Here is a 16,515-nt window from a genome sequence, read left to right as displayed (position 1 = left end):
ACCCCATGCCTCGCGAATGCGTGCATGGGGTGTTTGAATTAGTACGTCAAGCTCGCGGCGACGATGATGCCGACAACGAGTGATGCGGCGAATAAGCTGAAACCGATCGCCATGTTGCCGTTCTCGACTTCTTTTTCTAAGTTCACGCCAGGCGTGAGGACATATTCAAACGTCCAGAACGCCAATACTTGGGCGACAATCCCGACGAGTCCCCAGATGAACGCATCGAGCAAGTTGACGCTGTTCGCCCAAACCGTGTAGATGACGATGGCGAGTCCGAGCGCTTTCCCCCAAAGTTTTAAGGCGACGGCCATGTTGCCTTCTTTGATTAACTTGCGTTCCGAATATTTGGTCGTCAGTGCGAAGATGATGAGTCCCGCGAGAATGAGACCGAATCCTGTCCCGAGGTGGGCGAGGAAGCTTAAGATTGAATCGAGTGTGATGAATGTCATGAGTTCGTCTCCTTTTGTGTAGGTGTGCCAATGGCTAAGTAGTAAGATTGGTTGTTCGTGATCATGCTACCGGCGCGAACGCCGAGTGCGGAAGGGTGTCCGTTCAAGCAAAAACATCCGATCATATAATGTGTCTCGATCCGACCTTTGACGGTCATCGTCATCCGTGTCGGAAGTTCAATGAACTGTTGGTACACAGCCGTCTCTTCCGCATACGTTTGTAGTGCTTCGCGATGAAACGGTTGACCGTCTTTCGTGTACAAGATGACGGAGTCACCTTCACGTCCGAACGCCGGCTTTTTGACGTAGTCCGATTCACCGAGAAACGGTGTGTCTTCTAAGTAAGTCGGTAAAAAATATGTTCCGATGATGTCACGCTCGGCTTCATCGAACAGTGTCTCGGTCTCATACAATTCCCAAATCAGGGCCTGTACGCCTTTCGACTGCATGAGAAAAGCAGAGAGCGGGTTGAGCAGTGACACATGTTTTTGTAGGTTCAGTTCGAGTAACCGAATGCCGATCAAATCCCCGTCTGCTGCGCGGTCGTCCACGAGATGCTCAATCGGATACGTTTGACGATATAAGATGTCGATTCGCTCACCCGATGGCGTGTAAACGCCGTCTTCGTCGACGAGTAAAGCGTGCAACGGTACAAATTCAGACGGTAAGTCGAGCGTTTCTTGCAGAAAGCGCGCCGTCCATTTGTCTTCGATGTTGTCATCATGGGCCGTAAAGACGATTTTTGGTGTACCTTCACGTTCGAGTCGTTTCCATGCGGCGACGATTGCCTTGCGCAGTTCGGTTTTCAGTTGAGCAGTCGCTTCCCTGTTCGGGTCGAGGAGACCAAACTCAGAAGCGACCACGCCGTTCACGTCAAACAGCTCCTTAATAAAGGTCGGCGTATCTGCATTGAACTCCATCAACTTGAGTTGACCGTCTTTCATGATCCAGTCGTAACGACCGATGATCGTCTCTTGCGGCATGGTCTTCTCCCGTAAGAACGGCAGGCTCGCCTCGGGATAACCAAGTAGTCGGAGCGTCTCGTCCGGTAGCGTGCGTAATAATTGATTCGTCTTCCGGAAAATCGAGTCAACCGCCTCGGTCGCCTCTCGGACAGAGGCAACCTGCGAGGCGGTCATCTCGAAACAATCGTATAAGGCATATTCTTCATCGTTTAAATCGGGCCAAAAATAAGGGATTTGACTGTAAAGTTCGTCACGCGTCATCCGCCGAATCCACCTTTAGAGCCACTGCCGAGTCCAGATTTTGATGATCCTGAATTTGAGCCGTTCGATACGGCGCCAGTCGCACCACCGTTAGCTTTATACGTCTTATATGACGAAGAACTCTTCAACGCATTTTTTGAGCGGAACAGGCTTCCGAGTAAGAAGTAACTGCCGTAGTGCGGAGAACGGTCGTCATCGCAATAATACGACTCGGTCTCGTCATCCCAGTCCCAATCGTCACATTCGTAACCGGTCGGCTCTTCCGGGAGCGCCGCTTCTTCATATTCATCCCCACCGCAAGCAGCAAGGGAAGTCGTCAATACCGCGACGGAGAGTCCGCTTAAAATTTTCTTGCTTGTCTTCATGTTGATTCCTCCAATTCATAACCCGTCGGTGTGACGTAGATGACATACACACCACGATCTTCATCTGTTTCTGCTGAATCGCGTTCATATTCTTTGCCGGCCACGTACAAGTATTGGCTGCCGAGCATGGCGAGCGCATCGAGGTGACGGTCAACGTAATAGGCCTCGAGCAACGGGTTGTCAAAGCGGTCATCGAGCGTACGAATCTCGACTTTAATCTCACTCGTTTCATGTTTGTCCATCGGTCCTTCTGTGTAACGGTCGACGTAAATTAAAAAGTATTGATCGCCTTCTAGGGCAGACGAGCGCTGTTTATAGGTCATGCCGTCTTTGACGAAAAACTCACATTCGCGACGAGCCAACACTTCATCTAATCCGAGAGACGTGTAATGGTATAGTGGTTCGAACGATAATTCATTTTTATAGAGACGATACTCTAATACGATTGAGTTCATATGTCAGTCCTTCCTTTTTTCTTTTTATACGGAATCACCATCAAAATGGTTTCGTGAATCTTTTTGTGGATACGTTTAGTATATAAGAGAGAAGGAGGGGGAAACAGTGCATATCTTATTTCGTTTATGGAAAGGGTTAGCGAAATTATCATTTTTGAATGTCATCTTAGCTTCGATTGGCATCATTATCCTAGGAACCGTGCTCGGTTACTGGTTAGAACCAGAAACGTTCGGATCATTATTTGATTCGTTCTGGTGGACGATGACGACGCTGACGACCGTCGGATATGGAGATTTTTATCCAGCCTCCGTGGCAGGGCGATGGCTCGGAATCTTCTTGTTCTTATTCGGGATCGGGATTATCGGGGCGTTGATTGGAAAATTAGTTGAAATCGGCGCGACGTTTCAACGGTTAAAACGGGAGGGAAGACTAGTGTATCGTGGAGAAGGACATTATGTGTATATCGGGTGGTCCCCGAAGACAAAAAAGGCAATTGATGAAGTGCTCAACTACGAACCGAAGGCAGAAATCGTCTTGATCGATCAATTGATCGAGGAGCCGTACGTGCACGATCAAGTGCACTTCGTTTCAGGGGATGCCTCGGATGAAGCCGTATTGCTGCAGGCGAATGTTTTGAAAGCACGACGCGTCGCCATTTTTGCGGATGCTCGCATCACGGAGACGTTACTCGCCGACGGAAAGTCGTTATTGATCGCATCAGCGGTAGAAGCGTTATCACATGATTACAAAGTCGATTTACACACGGTCGTCGAAGTATGTGAAGAACGGAATATCTCGAAATTTAAACACGTCCGCGTCGACGACTTTATTTTAGCGAACGATTCAGTCTCCCTCTTGATGGCGAAAGCGACGTTACAACCGGGGACGACGGCGATTTTCCGTCAACTGTTAAGCAAGCAGTCAGGCGGGAACATCCAAGCGTTGAAACCAAAAGTCGAGTGGCAAAATGTTCGTCAAGCAAATACAGCATTACTTGAATCAGGGGTGACACTCATCGCGGTCAATGACCGATTGGATGTGGCAACGATGCTCGACTTGCCGCTACAAGATACAGACATGCTCTATGTCGTCTGTCATGACAATGTATTTGAACGATTATCGTAAGGAGTGAAACCATGCATAACGGAACGTTTATCCGAAAGATGACACGCATGCAAAACGTGCAACGATGGGACGAATATGCCCCTCATTATCATGATAATGCAGCGAGTCATAGCTTTCGTGTCGCGGTCTTCAGCTTGATCGCGGCTTATGTGGAAAAAGAAAATGGACGTGACGTCGACTTGCTCGATTTGCTCGGGAAAGCCATTTTCCACGACATGAATGAAGTACAGACGGGTCCGATCATGCACCGGACGAAAAAAGAACCGACTTTGATCGGTCACATCGAGCGCATGGAACGGACAGCGAGCCTCGGCCTTGTCGAGTTGCTGTCACAGTCGTTACGTCCTCACTTCCACCGTTTTGTTGTCGAGGCGGAAGATGACTCGTTCGAAGGACGGATTGTCGACGGAATCGATTCTTTCGATGCGATGCTGTTCGTGCGACGGGAAGTCGCCCATGGCTCTCCTCATTTCGATGACAAGTTAGAAGAGATGAAAGCCGCCCTCCGTCATCATCCGATTGATTCGGTGCGTTGGCTGTTCGATCAGGTCGAGGAAGAGACCGATGTGTTACGCTTCATCGAGAACGTCATGCGAATGGACAGTGTCCGGCGTTGGAAAGGGCGCTTCAATACGATTGACGACAACGATGCGATTCATGGTTTCCGGGCTGCCGCGCTCGGCATGTTCAGCGGACTCCTAGAGCGTGAAAAATATGATGTTGACGTCGATGTCGCCGAGCTTGTCGCTCGACTACTCTGTCACGACTTAGTCGAAGGGGTGACTGGAGACGTGCTCGGGCCGGTCAAACATTCGACGAAAGAGACAGGAGCGGCGTTCGAGGCGTACGAGCGGGCAGAGAGTGAACGTCTTCTCGGGCTGTTGCCGACATATATGCAACCGGCGTTCCGTCGATATATGGCTGATTCGAAAGATGACACATATGAAGGGATGCTCGTCGACATGATGGACAAGCTCGATGCCCTCATCAAGATGAACATGGAGCGGAAGATGAACGGGGCCGAGTATGAGGTCACGTATCGCGAGCAGCTCCGTAAAGTCCAGATGCATTATGAGAACCCGAGTATGATTTTCTTCTTGGCCTATATTTTGCATGACCTGGATTACGTCACAAGTTGAGGTATAGGCGGATGGCACAAGCCATCCGTCTTTGTTTCGTTCAACTGAACTATTCAAATGAAAAATAGTTAGGGAGAGAGAACTGTTTTTAGACATTAGTCTATGCAACAAAATCAAAATCCTTCACAATAATTTATGCAAGCGCTTTCATTATTTAGTTGAGGAGGAATGAATGATGTTGAAGAAACGACAAGGGATTGCCGTGCTGGCTGGAGTGACATCGATTGCGCTGCTTTCGGGGCAACCGGTCGCACAAGCGGCAACTCCGCAGAACGGTACGATGATGCAATACTTTGAATGGTATGTCCCGAACGACGGGCTCCATTGGAACCGTCTCTCGAACGATTCGCAGCACTTGAAAGACATCGGCATCTCCACGGTTTGGATTCCACCGGCGTATAAAGGGACGTCTCAAAATGATGTCGGATACGGGGCCTATGATTTGTATGATTTAGGAGAGTTCAATCAAAAAGGGACGACACGCACGAAGTATGGAACGAAAGCGCAGCTACAGTCGGCCATCTCCAACTTACGCGGAAAAGGGATTGGCGTATACGGGGATGTGGTCATGAACCATAAGGGCGGAGCGGATTATACCGAGTCCGTTCAAGCTGTCGAGGTCAATCCTTCTAACCGAAATCAGGAGACGTCTGGGGAATATTCGATTTCTGCCTGGACGGGATTCAATTTTGCAGGCCGCAACAATACATACTCGCCGTTCAAGTGGCGTTGGTATCACTTTGACGGGACCGATTGGGATCAGTCACGGAGTTTGAGCCGAATCTACAAATTCAAGAGTACGGGTAAAGCGTGGGACAGTGAAGTGTCCGGGGAGAACGGAAACTATGACTACTTGATGTACGCCGATGTCGATTTCGAGCATCCAGAAGTGCGACAAGAGATGAAAAACTGGGGGAAATGGTACGCGGATTCGCTCGGTCTCGATGGATTCCGTCTCGATGCAGTCAAACATATTAATCATTCGTACTTGAAAGAATGGGTGACAAGCGTCCGTCAAACGACAGGGAAAGAGATGTTCACCGTCGCGGAGTATTGGAAAAACGACCTTGGGGCCATCAATGATTACTTGGCGAAGACGGGCTATACTCACTCGGTATTCGATGTACCGCTTCACTACAACTTCCAAGCGGCAGGGAACGGCGGTGGTTACTATGACATGCGCAACATTCTAAAAGGAACGGTCGTCGAGCAGCATCCGACACTCGCCGTCACCATTGTCGACAACCATGACTCACAACCTGGGCAATCACTCGAGTCGACGGTTGCCAATTGGTTCAAACCACTCGCCTATGCGACGATCATGACACGCGGTCAAGGATACCCGACACTCTTCTACGGGGATTATTACGGAACGAAAGGGACAACGAACCGTGAGATTCCGAACATGTCAGGGTCTCTTCAACCGATTTTGAAAGCGCGTAAAGACTTCGCCTATGGCACACAACATGACTACATCAACCACCAAGACGTCATCGGTTGGACACGTGAAGGTGTGACAGACCGTGCGAAGTCAGGTCTTGCGACGATTTTGTCGGACGGACCGGGTGGTTCGAAATGGATGTATGTCGGGAAGCAGAACGCGGGAGAAGTATGGAAAGACATGACCGGCAACAATAGTCGTCTCGTAACAATCAACGCAGATGGTTGGGGCGAGTTCTTCGTCAACGGTGGCTCGGTTTCCATCTATACACAACAATGAATCCATCAGACTTGTCTCACCTAAAAAATGAGACGAGTCTTTTTCTGAATTTTCACCACATATTTTTTATACGTGATATAATGACCTAGTGTTAATTCTTGATGGGGACGACTTTCCGATCCATGAATTCACATTGAACAACGTTGGTTGTTGGTTTCATTTATATTTTTGCGTTGTCACGCTGTTGAATTCAAGGAGGTTGTTATGAGTAAAGAAAAGATTGCCCAATTAAGAAAGCACGTCTCGCCGTTTGAAAAGTCCGATATCCGGATTAGTGTTCGGCAGATGATCAATACGATTTTACCGTTCCTCGTGTCATGGTTTTTAGCGTATCAACTACTGAGTGTCTCGATTTTCCTGACATTACCGTTCACGTTGATTGCAGCAGGATTTGTCGTGCGGATGTTCATCATCTTCCATGACTGCACGCACGGTTCATTCTTCAAAAATAAGAAGGCGAACGCGATTGTCGGAACCATTACAGGAATCTTGACGTTATTCCCGTACGAGAAGTGGAAGCGAGAGCATGCGATTCATCATGCGTCGAGCGGAAACTTGGATAAACGAGGCGTCGGGGACATCTGGGTCATGACGATTGAGGAGTACATCGAAGCCTCGAAATGGACGCGATTGAAGTATCGTCTATATCGTCATCCGCTTGTCATGTTCGGACTCGGACCGCTCTGGCTCATTCTCGTGACGAGCCGTTTCAATCGAAAAGATGCCCGTAAGAAAGAACGCCAAAACACGTATATCATTAATCTCTCACTCGTTGTGTTATACAGTGCGTTGATTTATGTCATCGGATGGCAAGCTTTCCTCATTGTTCAAGGTACGACGATGTTCATCGCTGGTGTGCTTGGGATTTGGTTGTTCTATGTCCAGCATACGTTTGAAGATTCATACTTCGAGGATGAGCAGGAGTGGGATTATGTGAAGGCGGCGATCGAAGGAAGCTCGTATTATGAATTGCCGAAAGTGCTTCAATGGGTGACGGGAAATATTGGTTTCCATCACGTCCACCATTTGAGCCCGCGTGTCCCAAACTATCATTTGGAAAAGGCACATACGTCGACACCGCCATTGCAGCGGGCAACGACAATCGGACTGTTTTCAAGTTTGAAATCGTTACGCTACAAATTGTATGATGCGAACAACAAAACATTCGTCACGTTCCGAGAAGTGCGCCATCTGTTGCGCCGAACGAACGCGGCATAAAAAAGATTGTCCCCGTCAAAAGGGACAATCTTTTTAGCGTTTCCAGACCCATTCATCACTCTCATACTTCTTGATGAGCAAGTCGATTTCGGATTGCTGTTCATCTGTGAAGACGAGCGGTTCGAACGTCAACGAGAAGGCGTCTTTGAAGCCGGTCTCGAACGCGACCGCTACTTCGTCAAAGGAGACGAAACGCTGTAACGTATCGTTCAAGGCGACGGCTTTTTCGCTGAACCGACTTTTGGCTTCACGTTTTTCGTGCTCCTCCATCGCGAAACAGTCGAACAATACCTCATCGTCGACAGAAAGCGGGATGGACCCATGTTGCAAGACGGCCCCTTGGTGGCGCACTTGTGCGCTACCCGCAATCTTTTTCCCGTTGACGGCCAGCTCATAATAGGAGGCTGCATCGAAGCAGACGGCTGATTTCGGTTTGCGGAGTGCCTCACGGTCCTCTTCTGTCAACGGCACCGAAAACTCGGCCGGTACACCGAGCTCGTGGTAACCACGACGGACTCCTTCCGTGAGCAAGCGATAGCTCTCGATGATATTCGTTGGGAGGGCCGGAGTCGATTCGGGCAAGATGACGCTATACGTCAACTCATCGGCGTGCAACACGGCGCGTCCCCCGGTCAGGCGACGGACGACCGGGATGTTGTTCTTCGTGAGGGCGTCACGGTCCAAGTCACGCGTCGCCCGCTGGAAACGTCCGACGCTGATCGCATGAGGTGCCCATGAATAAAAACGAAGCGTCGGTTTTAGTTCTCCCTTCGCGACCCAATTGGCGATGGCTTCGTCAATCGCCATGTTTTCAGCCGGTGAAGTGGATTCAGTTCTAAGTAAGTGCCACGTCGTACCAGTCATAATCTCTCTTCTTTCTATTAGTCGATTGGCAACATCGTGTGGCGACGCGCCTTGTGTACTTGTTCATCCGCATGGTAAGACGAGCGGACAAGTGGACCTGCCTCACAATGTGAGAATCCTTTCGATAGTGCGATCTCTTTCAACTCGGCGAATTCGTCCGGGTGGTAGTAACGTTCCACCTCGAGGTGTTTCTTCGTCGGTTGCAAGTATTGACCGAGTGTCAAGATGTCGACGTTGTGTTCGCGGAGGTCATCCATCGCTTCAATCAATTCCTCTTTCGTTTCTCCGAGTCCGACCATGATTGACGATTTCGTCGGGATATCTGGGTTCAATTCTTTGGAGCGTTTCAAGAATTCGAGCGTGCGGTCGTATGTCGCTTTGGCCCGGACTCTTGGTGTGAGGCGGCGAACCGTCTCTAAGTTATGGTTCATGATGTCAGGACCCGCATCAATCAACGTCTGTAAGGCAGAGAAGTCACCCATCATGTCAGACGGGAGTACTTCGATTGATGTCTCTGGATTCATGGCACGGACGGCACGAACCGTTTCCGCGAAGACGGTAGCCCCGTAATCGTTCAAGTCATCGCGGGCGACGGCAGTGATGACGACGTGCTTCAAATTCATGAGGCGTACGGATTCGGCGACCCGTTTTGGCTCTTCCCAATCGAGCTCGTTCGGTTTACCGGTTGTGACGGCACAAAAACGACAGGCACGTGTACAAATGCTTCCTAAAATCATGAACGTCGCGGTCCGACGTACCGCCCAACATTCATGGATGTTCGGACACTTGGCTTCCTCACATACTGTATGTAGATTTTTTTCGCGCATCATCTTCTTCAAACCGGTATACGTGTCGTTCGTATTTAATTTAATCTTCAACCATTCCGGCTTTCGTTTCAGTTCCCCTCTTGCCACAATAATTTCCCCCTTTTTGAAAGTTAACCTGTATCGAATTGAGTTTACCAAAAAAAGAATCAAAAACGAACCACGGAAATTATTGGTTTTGCCAATACAGTTTTCTGTGTATCAAAACAGAAACATTGTTTCAAAATGGTTACGCTTTCAAGTGAGTCATTGTTTCTGAAAAATGGAGTTGCTATACTGTTGTTGACCACCTGAATAAGAACCAAATGTAACTGATGCGATCAGGCATGGGGTGAACGAGCGTTGATGAGGCAACGCTTCTTCCTCCATGCCTTTTCGTTTGGGGGTCAGTCAAATTGGACTAAGGGGAGTGGGAACATGAACAAGGCATTGAACTGGACAGCAACACTCGGATTGACGACGGCACTACTCGTTTCATCGATTCCGGCAGCGGATGCGGTCGTAGCGGAAGGAACGCCGACGATGTCGATTGACCAGCGCGTCAACACGAAGCTGGAATCGATGACGCTCGAACAAAAAATCGGGCAGATGATCATGCCGGACTTCCGACTTTGGAACGGGGCAAATCATACATCTCTTGCACCGGAAGTGGCGCGTGTGATTGATCGTTTTGATCTCGGTGGCGTGATTCTGTTTGCGGAGAACGTGAAGGAGACGGAACAGACGACGAAACTCGTTCATGATCTGCAAGAAGTCGTGAAGCAAGACGACAGTAATGACATTCCGCTCTTTGTCACGATTGACCAAGAAGGGGGTATCGTGACGCGTCTCGGGACAGGGACGAACTTACCTGGAAACATGGCCATCGGGGCGACTCGTAACAGTCAATATGCGTATGACGCCGGAAACATCATCGGTTCTGAATTGAACGCACTCGGGGTAAACGTGAACTTCGGACCGGTACTCGACGTCAACAACAATCCAGGAAACCCGGTCATCGGGGTCCGTTCATTCTCGAGCGACCCTGAACTCGTCGGCGAACTCGGGTCGGCGATGACGCAAGGCATTCAAGACCAAGGTGTCGCAGCGACGGCGAAACATTTCCCGGGTCATGGGGATACGGCGGTCGACTCGCATTATGGGTTACCGGTTGTCGATAAGTCGCTCGACGAGTTGCGCGGTCTCGAGTTGCTCCCGTTTAAACGTGCCATCACGGAAGGGATCGATATGATTATGACGGCACACATCGGTATGCCACAAATCGAAGATGAGGTCGTCGAGTCGGATCGCGGCACGTTCCCGCTCCCGGCGACACTTTCGGACGACGTCATTACAGGAGTGCTTCGTGAGGAGCTCGGATATGATGGGATTGTTGTGACCGATGCGCTCAATATGCAAGCCATCACGGACAACTTCACGGAAGCAGAGGCAGTCATCAAGACGTTTGAGGCAGGCGTCGATATCGCGCTCATGCCGACGATTTTGCGTTCAGAGGCAGACGTGATCAAACTCGAAGCTATCTTTGAAGAAGTCATCCAAGCGGTGAAGGATGGGCGTTTATCAGAGGCCACTATCGATGAGTCGGTCGAGCGTATTTTAAAACTGAAGGCAGAACGCGGCATTTGGGGAGAGACGATTGACTCGACGACGCTCGAGGCGAAGCTCGCAGAAGCGACCGCAGTCGTAGGTAGTGCGGAGCATAAAGCGAAAGAGCGTGAAATCGCAGAAGCAGCCGTCACCCTCGTGAAGAATGAGGACAAGACACTCCCGTTCAAACCGAAAAAAGGGGACACGGTGCTCGTCTTGTCACCAGCAAAAGATCAGACGGACAGTATGGTGAAGACAATCAAGTCGCTTGAGAAGAACGCTGGGAATATGAAAGGCGTGAACGTCATCACGGCCAACTATTCGGCATCAACGCCACACTTAACGCAAAATCCGGCACTTCAGCAAAAAGTCGAGGCAGCCGATTACATTATCGTCGGTTCGAACGTGAACAATAGCGCGAAATTGAAGCCGACATCAGCCGAACATTACGTGCCGGCTGAAGTGTTCCGTTACGCAAACGAGACAGGGAAGAAGTCGGTCTTGCTCAGCTTACGTAACCCATACGATGTCGCCGTTCAGCCAGACGCTCCGGCGCAGCTCTTGATCTATGGGTTCAAAGGTGATCCGAACGGACCGGACTCAGAAGCAGGGAACCTGAAATCGGCCGGACCAAACTTGCCGGCGGGCATTCGTGCCATCTTCGGTGAAGTGAAGCCGCAAGGGACGTTGCCAGTAGACGTACCGAAATTTGTGGACGGTGTGTTCCAAGACGAGAACTATGCACAGTTTGGAGATGGATTTACGAACTGGAATCGCTAAATGAAAATGAGCTCACCCGATGGCGGGGAGCTCATTTTTCTATGCCTCGAAATAGGCGATGACGAGTAGACCTGGACCGGTATGGGCACCGATGGCAGAGCCGACAAGTGTTTTCGTGACGTGTTTCGGTTGAACATGCTCAAGGACCATCTTCTCGAACTGTTCCGCTTTTTTAGGGTCGTCACCGTGACCGATGAAAAGATCCCCGTTCTCGACGAGTGGCTTCGATTCCATCGTCCATTCGACCATACGGCGCATAACCTTTTTATGACCACGTACCTTTTCAATCGGGACGAGTTTCCCGTCCTCGACCGTCAGTAACGGCAGAATCGTCAACAAATCACCGATGAAAGCACTCGCTTTCGAGACACGTCCGCCGCGCATCAAGTATTCGAGTGACTCGACCGTGAACAAGTGACGGATCTTTCCGACGAGCGAAGCGGCATACGCGACCGTCTCTTCGTACGTATGGTCTTGCCCGTACTCCGCGACCGTCTTGACGAACAATGCCTGTCCGACGGAAGCCGTTCGCGTATCGATAATCTTGAACTTGCTGTCTGGATACTCCTCTTTGAGCATCTCACCGACCATGACAGCCGTTTGATATGTACCGGAGAGTTCTCGAGAGAAAGCAAGGTATAAAAACGGGATTTCGGCTTCAAGATGTTGACGGAAACAATGCTCGATTCGCGACGCCTCGATTTGGAACGTCTTCGGTGTCTTACCTTGACGCATCGCATCGTACACGTCTTTCGGTTGAATCGTCTCCCCGTCTAAAAACTCTTCGTTGTCGATGATGACACCGAGCGGTAAAATCTCAAGACCGTACTCGATGATTTGATCGTGTGTCAAATCGGCCCCGGTGTCTGTGATCAGTTTAAACATTGGATGAATCACTCCTCTGTTAATTGTTGTTCAATCTCGCGTAATGGTTCATTCCGTTTCCACATCCGGTCAAGTTGACTCACGAGTGTCGCTTGCTCTTCAGCCGTCAGTGACGCGTTTTGGAGCGTGCTGACTGTGGAAAGAACGCGGTAGGCCCGTGTGAGGACGTCCTGAACCGTAAGGGGGATACCGAGCAAGTCTTCTAACGAAGCCATCGTTTCCGGTACAATGGTCGGGTACGTGAACTTGGTTACCTCCCCTTGGATGGCTAAATCATAAAAGTCTCGGATGATTTCGGCACGTTCGCTCCCGCTCTGTCTTACGCTCAAGTAAATTTGAACGGCGACGCCGCCACGGACGCGTCGTTGTGAAATACCGGCGAACTTTTTGCCGTCAATCGACAAGTCGAAACTTCCCGGACAGTACGAGCCGACGACTTCACCTGGGACGATGTCGCTCGTGACGTCTTGGAAGATGTGTTGGATGAGGGAAGTCATGGCCTCATAGCCGCTGTCGATTTGAATGCCGTCATTCTCGGGTAAGATTAAAGATAAGTTCAAGACATCCTCGTCTAACACGACGGCGAGCCCACCCGAGTTACGGACGACCGGTCGGAAGCCGCGCTCGTGCAAATACCGGACCCCATCTTTTAAATGAGGTAACCTTGCATCTTGAATTCCGAGTACAATCGTATTCGTGTGTACCCATGCGCGTAAGACAGCGCCTGATTGTTGGGTTGAAGCACATAACGTGTCATCAGTCGCGAACGATTGTTCCGCTTGAAACATCGTGCCAAGGCTCGATTGGTCGATCACACGATAGCTCGGTTGTTTTAATAATGGATGGATCATATACTTAATTCCTTTTCACAAATAATTTTCCTTCTCATTATAGCATGGAGGGAACGATTCGTTTGAAGTCGAATCTAGAACATAACGAAACGTAGGAGGGCATGTCATGTACTCGTCACGAGGACAATTATCTGGATCGAAAGTGTTTAAAGACCCGGTACACCGTTATATTTACGTCTACGATCATCTGATTTGGGAACTGATCAACACGAAAGAGTTCCAGCGCTTGCGTCGCATCAAACAACTTGGAACGTCCTTTTTAACGTTCCACGGCGCTGAGCACACGCGATTCCATCATTCTCTCGGCGTCTATGAGATCGCGCGCCAATTGATTGACCAGTTCCAACAATATCCGGAATGGGATGACCGCGACCGTGAACTGTTGTTAGCGGCGGCGCTCTTGCACGATGTGGGTCACGGTCCATTCTCGCACGCGTTCGAACACGTCTTCTCTGTTCGACATGAAGTGTGGACCGAGCGAATCATTTTAGGCGATACCGAGGTCAACCAAGTGTTGTCGGAGATGGGTGTCGGGTTCGCAGAAGAGGTGGCTTCCATCATCAACAAGACGCACCCGAACCGCTTGATCGTCAATATGCTCAGTTCGCAGCTCGACGTCGATCGGATGGATTATTTATTACGTGATGCGCACTTTGCGGGTGTCAGTTATGGAAAATTTGATTTGGAACGTATGTTACGTGTCCTTAGACCAGATGAGGACCAAGTCGTCGTCAAACAGTCGGGAATGCATACGATTGAAGACTATATCATGCGCCGCTATCAAATGTATTGGCAAGTGTACCTTCATCCGGCGACACGTTCGAGCGACCTCCTCTTGAAAGCGATTCTCGAGCGGGCACAAGAACTTTATGAGAGCGGCTATGCATTCAAGATGATGCCGAAACATTTCCTACCGATCTTTGAGCAAAACAACATGTCGCTTGAACAATATTTGAAATTGGACGAGACGGTCGTCTACTTCTATTTCCAGGAATGGATGGAGGAAGACGACGCGATTCTAGCCGATTTATCGAGCCGTTTCGTGAATCGTCGTTTATTGAAATATAAAAACTTCCCGGAAGCGAACCGCGTCCGCTATATGGAACGGCTACGTCAGACGATGGAAGGCATCGGACTTTCGCCGAAATACTACTTGCTCGAAGATCAGTTGAGTCAGTTGCCGTATGATTTGTACAAAGGGCAGGGCAAGTATGAAGGCATTTATCTTCAGATGAACGATGGGGAACGGAAAGAGATTTCGGAAGTGTCGATGCTCGTCCAGTCGATTTTGAACTCGAGACAATCGGATGAAAAAATTTATTATCCAGAAGATGTGTTACTGAACTTAAGGGATCATGCGAATGAAAAATCGTGGCTCTTGTCGACATTGAAATCCGAATAACCCGAAAAGGGGCGTGACACGATGGAGATTGCGACACTGATTGGTGGCATCGGGATTTTTTTACTCGGGATGACGTTACTCACAGACACGCTCAAAAAATGGGCCGGTACACGACTACGTCATCGGTTGAACCAATTCACCGATGGCTCGTTGTCGGGGGCAACACTTGGCGCGATGTTGACGGCTTTATTTCAATCCTCTACCGTCACGACATTGATGACGATTGGTTTTGTGAGCGCCGGATTGATCACGTTCACGCAAGCATTGCCGCTCGTTATCGGGGCGAACGTGGGTAGCGCGACGACCGGATGGATCATCGCCGTCCTTGGTTATAACGTTGACGTACGTCAAGTGTTCTTGCCGCTCATTGGGCTCGGGATGGCACTTCGTCTCTCAGGACCACGTCTACGACGAATCGGGCTATTGTTCGTCAGTGTCGGTCTGATTTTTGTCGGGATTGGGACGCTACAGGAGGCGATGCAAGATGTAGTCACGTTCTCGTTCGGACCAAGCGGGGCGATGAGTTTTCCTCAACAGGCGTTCCTTATTGGCATCGGGTTTGCGATGACGGTTGTCCTTCAGTCGTCGACGATTGGGCTCGTCTTAACGATGACGGCTCTTGCGACCGCCGCGATTTCACTTCCGCAAGCCGCTTTTTTGGTACTCGGTCAAAGTGCTGGGACGAGTCTTGTCGTGGCACTCGGTTCAATTGGAGGCTGGAAGTCGGCCCGACGCATTGTATTGGGGCATGCGATCTACCACGTGTCAATCGTCCTCATCGGATGGCTGACGTTCCCCGTTCTCTTCTTTGTCGTCAATCGAGTAGCCGATTGGTTCAACTGGAACGACTTGTTACGCCTCGCCTTGTTCCATACGACGTTCCATGTGTTAGGCGTCCTCTTGTTCCTACCATTTTATCAGTCGTTCGCAAGGCGCTTACTAAAATGGATCCCGAGCCGAGCAGAAAAACTGACACGTCTGCTCGACAAGAACATGTCCCAACTCCCGACGGTCGCCCTTGAGGCGGCGCGGCGATCTTTACTCGAGATTGAACGCTATTTAGGGAACGAGACTGAGTTGCTCGTCCGGGAGGGACGTCTCCGGGAAGATGAGTTGACGCTCGTCGACAAGACGCTGAGCGATGTCCGCGTCTTTTTGAGTACGATTCGTCTAGACGATGTCGGAAAGCAAAATGACTACGGGCAACACTTGTCCCTTCTGCATACAATCGACCATCTCGAACGGTGGTTGTACGTATTGCGAGAAATCGAACCGGTCCAGTCACTGCGGGACACGGACTTTTTAGCGGCGCGGGAACTCGTCTTGCACGAACTCGATCTCGTTCATCAATTGAATCATCATACGCCACCGGAAGACTCGAAGATGTGGAAACAGGCGTCAAAACAGTTGGCGGAATATCGGAAGGCACATCGCTCTGAGCTGCTTGAAGAAACAGCGGCGAATCAGTTGGAGATGGACCAGACGATTCAAAAAGTACAAGTATTGCTGTGGCTTGACCGTATCGGTTATCACATTTGGCGGGCAACACGGCACTTGATTAAGCCGACTGTGCCGAGTGAACGGTTCGAAGTGAACCGAGAAGACTAAACTAGAAATGGAG

Annotated in this window: 15 protein-coding genes; 7 read left to right on the top strand and 8 right to left on the bottom strand. The window is 49.9% G+C overall.

The window, feature by feature from the left end:
- Positions 1-38 precede the first annotated feature (38 nt).
- Genes KNP04_RS05810 through KNP04_RS05795 form a run of 4 tightly spaced genes read right to left on the bottom strand, consistent with a single transcriptional unit; the run spans position 39 to position 2,498 of the window.
- On the bottom strand, positions 39-452 hold the full coding sequence (locus tag KNP04_RS05810) for a DUF350 domain-containing protein (RefSeq protein ID WP_074035708.1): 414 nt from the start codon (positions 450-452) through the stop codon (positions 39-41).
- A complete protein-coding gene (locus KNP04_RS05805) occupies positions 449-1,678 on the bottom strand; it encodes a glutathionylspermidine synthase family protein (RefSeq protein ID WP_214874989.1) in 1,230 nt (409 codons plus the stop codon). Before KNP04_RS05805 ends, KNP04_RS05810 begins: the two co-directional genes overlap by 4 nt.
- Positions 1,675-2,043, bottom strand: a complete 369-nt coding sequence (locus KNP04_RS05800) for a hypothetical protein (protein WP_012727458.1) — start codon at positions 2,041-2,043, stop codon at positions 1,675-1,677. Before KNP04_RS05800 ends, KNP04_RS05805 begins: the two co-directional genes overlap by 4 nt.
- A complete protein-coding gene (locus KNP04_RS05795; protein ID WP_214694705.1) occupies positions 2,040-2,498 on the bottom strand; it encodes a hypothetical protein in 459 nt (152 codons plus the stop codon). The genes KNP04_RS05800 and KNP04_RS05795 overlap by 4 nt, the downstream gene beginning before the upstream one ends.
- A 106-nt stretch (positions 2,499-2,604) precedes the next feature.
- On the opposite strand from KNP04_RS05795, the gene KNP04_RS05790 reads away from it, so the two are divergent.
- The 4 genes from KNP04_RS05790 (at position 2,605) to desA (ending at position 7,701) form a co-directional block, all read left to right on the top strand.
- Positions 2,605-3,624 carry an ion channel gene (locus KNP04_RS05790; protein WP_214874988.1) on the top strand — a complete coding sequence of 340 codons (1,020 nt, stop codon included), beginning with the start codon at positions 2,605-2,607 and terminating at the stop codon, positions 3,622-3,624.
- An 11-nt stretch (positions 3,625-3,635) separates the two neighbouring features.
- Positions 3,636-4,763, top strand: a complete 1,128-nt coding sequence (locus tag KNP04_RS05785) for a YfbR-like 5'-deoxynucleotidase (protein WP_214874987.1) — start codon at positions 3,636-3,638, stop codon at positions 4,761-4,763.
- Between the two features lie 178 nt (positions 4,764-4,941).
- Complete coding sequence (amyS, locus tag KNP04_RS05780; protein ID WP_483297967.1) at positions 4,942-6,483, top strand: alpha-amylase; 1,542 nt, start codon at positions 4,942-4,944, stop codon at positions 6,481-6,483.
- Positions 6,484-6,687: 204 nt separating this feature from the next.
- Positions 6,688-7,701, top strand: a complete 1,014-nt coding sequence (desA, locus tag KNP04_RS05775; RefSeq protein ID WP_074035721.1) for a Delta(5) desaturase DesA — start codon at positions 6,688-6,690, stop codon at positions 7,699-7,701.
- Positions 7,702-7,734: 33 nt separating this feature from the next.
- Here desA and KNP04_RS05770 read toward each other — a convergent pair whose 3' ends face one another.
- Both KNP04_RS05770 and lipA read right to left on the bottom strand, forming a co-directional pair.
- Positions 7,735-8,565, bottom strand: a complete 831-nt coding sequence (locus KNP04_RS05770) for a lipoate--protein ligase family protein (RefSeq protein WP_214874985.1) — start codon at positions 8,563-8,565, stop codon at positions 7,735-7,737.
- 17 nt (positions 8,566-8,582) lie between these two features.
- Positions 8,583-9,485: a lipoyl synthase gene (gene lipA / locus KNP04_RS05765; protein WP_353047915.1), complete on the bottom strand. Its 903-nt coding sequence runs from the start codon at positions 9,483-9,485 to the stop codon at positions 8,583-8,585.
- 321 nt (positions 9,486-9,806) lie between these two features.
- Here lipA and KNP04_RS05760 point away from each other — a divergent pair, with 321 nt between their 5' ends.
- Positions 9,807-11,756, top strand: coding sequence for a glycoside hydrolase family 3 protein (locus tag KNP04_RS05760; protein WP_214874983.1), 1,950 nt, complete (start codon positions 9,807-9,809; stop codon positions 11,754-11,756).
- A gap of 39 nt (positions 11,757-11,795) precedes the next feature.
- Here KNP04_RS05760 and KNP04_RS05755 read toward each other — a convergent pair whose 3' ends face one another.
- Both KNP04_RS05755 and KNP04_RS05750 read right to left on the bottom strand, forming a co-directional pair.
- Complete coding sequence (locus KNP04_RS05755; RefSeq protein WP_214874982.1) at positions 11,796-12,641, bottom strand: DegV family protein; 846 nt, start codon at positions 12,639-12,641, stop codon at positions 11,796-11,798.
- 8 nt (positions 12,642-12,649) lie between these two features.
- On the bottom strand, positions 12,650-13,492 hold the full coding sequence (locus KNP04_RS05750) for a lipoate--protein ligase family protein (protein ID WP_214874981.1): 843 nt from the start codon (positions 13,490-13,492) through the stop codon (positions 12,650-12,652).
- A 106-nt stretch (positions 13,493-13,598) separates the two neighbouring features.
- Here KNP04_RS05750 and KNP04_RS05745 point away from each other — a divergent pair, with 106 nt between their 5' ends.
- Together KNP04_RS05745 and KNP04_RS05740 are read left to right on the top strand one after the other, a co-directional pair.
- Positions 13,599-14,894: an HD domain-containing protein gene (locus KNP04_RS05745; RefSeq protein WP_214874980.1), complete on the top strand. Its 1,296-nt coding sequence runs from the start codon at positions 13,599-13,601 to the stop codon at positions 14,892-14,894.
- 21 nt (positions 14,895-14,915) lie between these two features.
- Positions 14,916-16,502, top strand: a complete 1,587-nt coding sequence (locus tag KNP04_RS05740; protein ID WP_214694684.1) for a Na/Pi cotransporter family protein — start codon at positions 14,916-14,918, stop codon at positions 16,500-16,502.
- Positions 16,503-16,515 lie beyond the last annotated feature (13 nt).

This window comes from Exiguobacterium sp. CH10, from assembly GCF_018617635.1.
In the GTDB taxonomy this organism is placed as follows: domain Bacteria; phylum Bacillota; class Bacilli; order Exiguobacteriales; family Exiguobacteriaceae; genus Exiguobacterium; species Exiguobacterium aestuarii_A.
The sequence above is the reverse complement of the archived record's forward strand: the minus strand, read 5'-3'. Positions and strand labels throughout refer to the sequence as shown.

Bases quoted from the DNA above. Each gene is read 5' to 3' on its own strand.
- KNP04_RS05800 (WP_012727458.1), bottom strand. From the start codon at position 2,043: ATGAAGACAAGCAAGAAAATTTTAAGCGGACTCTCCGTCGCGGTATTG.
- KNP04_RS05785 (WP_214874987.1), top strand. From the start codon at position 3,636: ATGCATAACGGAACGTTTATCCGAAAGATGACACGCATGCAAAACGTG.
- KNP04_RS05795 (WP_214694705.1), bottom strand. From the start codon at position 2,498: ATGAACTCAATCGTATTAGAGTATCGTCTCTATAAAAATGAATTATCG.
- KNP04_RS05805 (WP_214874989.1), bottom strand. From the start codon at position 1,678: ATGACGCGTGACGAACTTTACAGTCAAATCCCTTATTTTTGGCCCGAT.
- desA (WP_074035721.1), top strand. From the start codon at position 6,688: ATGAGTAAAGAAAAGATTGCCCAATTAAGAAAGCACGTCTCGCCGTTT.
- KNP04_RS05740 (WP_214694684.1), top strand. From the start codon at position 14,916: ATGGAGATTGCGACACTGATTGGTGGCATCGGGATTTTTTTACTCGGG.
- KNP04_RS05755 (WP_214874982.1), bottom strand. From the start codon at position 12,641: ATGTTTAAACTGATCACAGACACCGGGGCCGATTTGACACACGATCAA.
- KNP04_RS05750 (WP_214874981.1), bottom strand. From the start codon at position 13,492: ATGATCCATCCATTATTAAAACAACCGAGCTATCGTGTGATCGACCAA.
- KNP04_RS05760 (WP_214874983.1), top strand. From the start codon at position 9,807: ATGAACAAGGCATTGAACTGGACAGCAACACTCGGATTGACGACGGCA.
- KNP04_RS05770 (WP_214874985.1), bottom strand. From the start codon at position 8,565: ATGACTGGTACGACGTGGCACTTACTTAGAACTGAATCCACTTCACCG.
- KNP04_RS05745 (WP_214874980.1), top strand. From the start codon at position 13,599: ATGTACTCGTCACGAGGACAATTATCTGGATCGAAAGTGTTTAAAGAC.
- KNP04_RS05810 (WP_074035708.1), bottom strand. From the start codon at position 452: ATGACATTCATCACACTCGATTCAATCTTAAGCTTCCTCGCCCACCTC.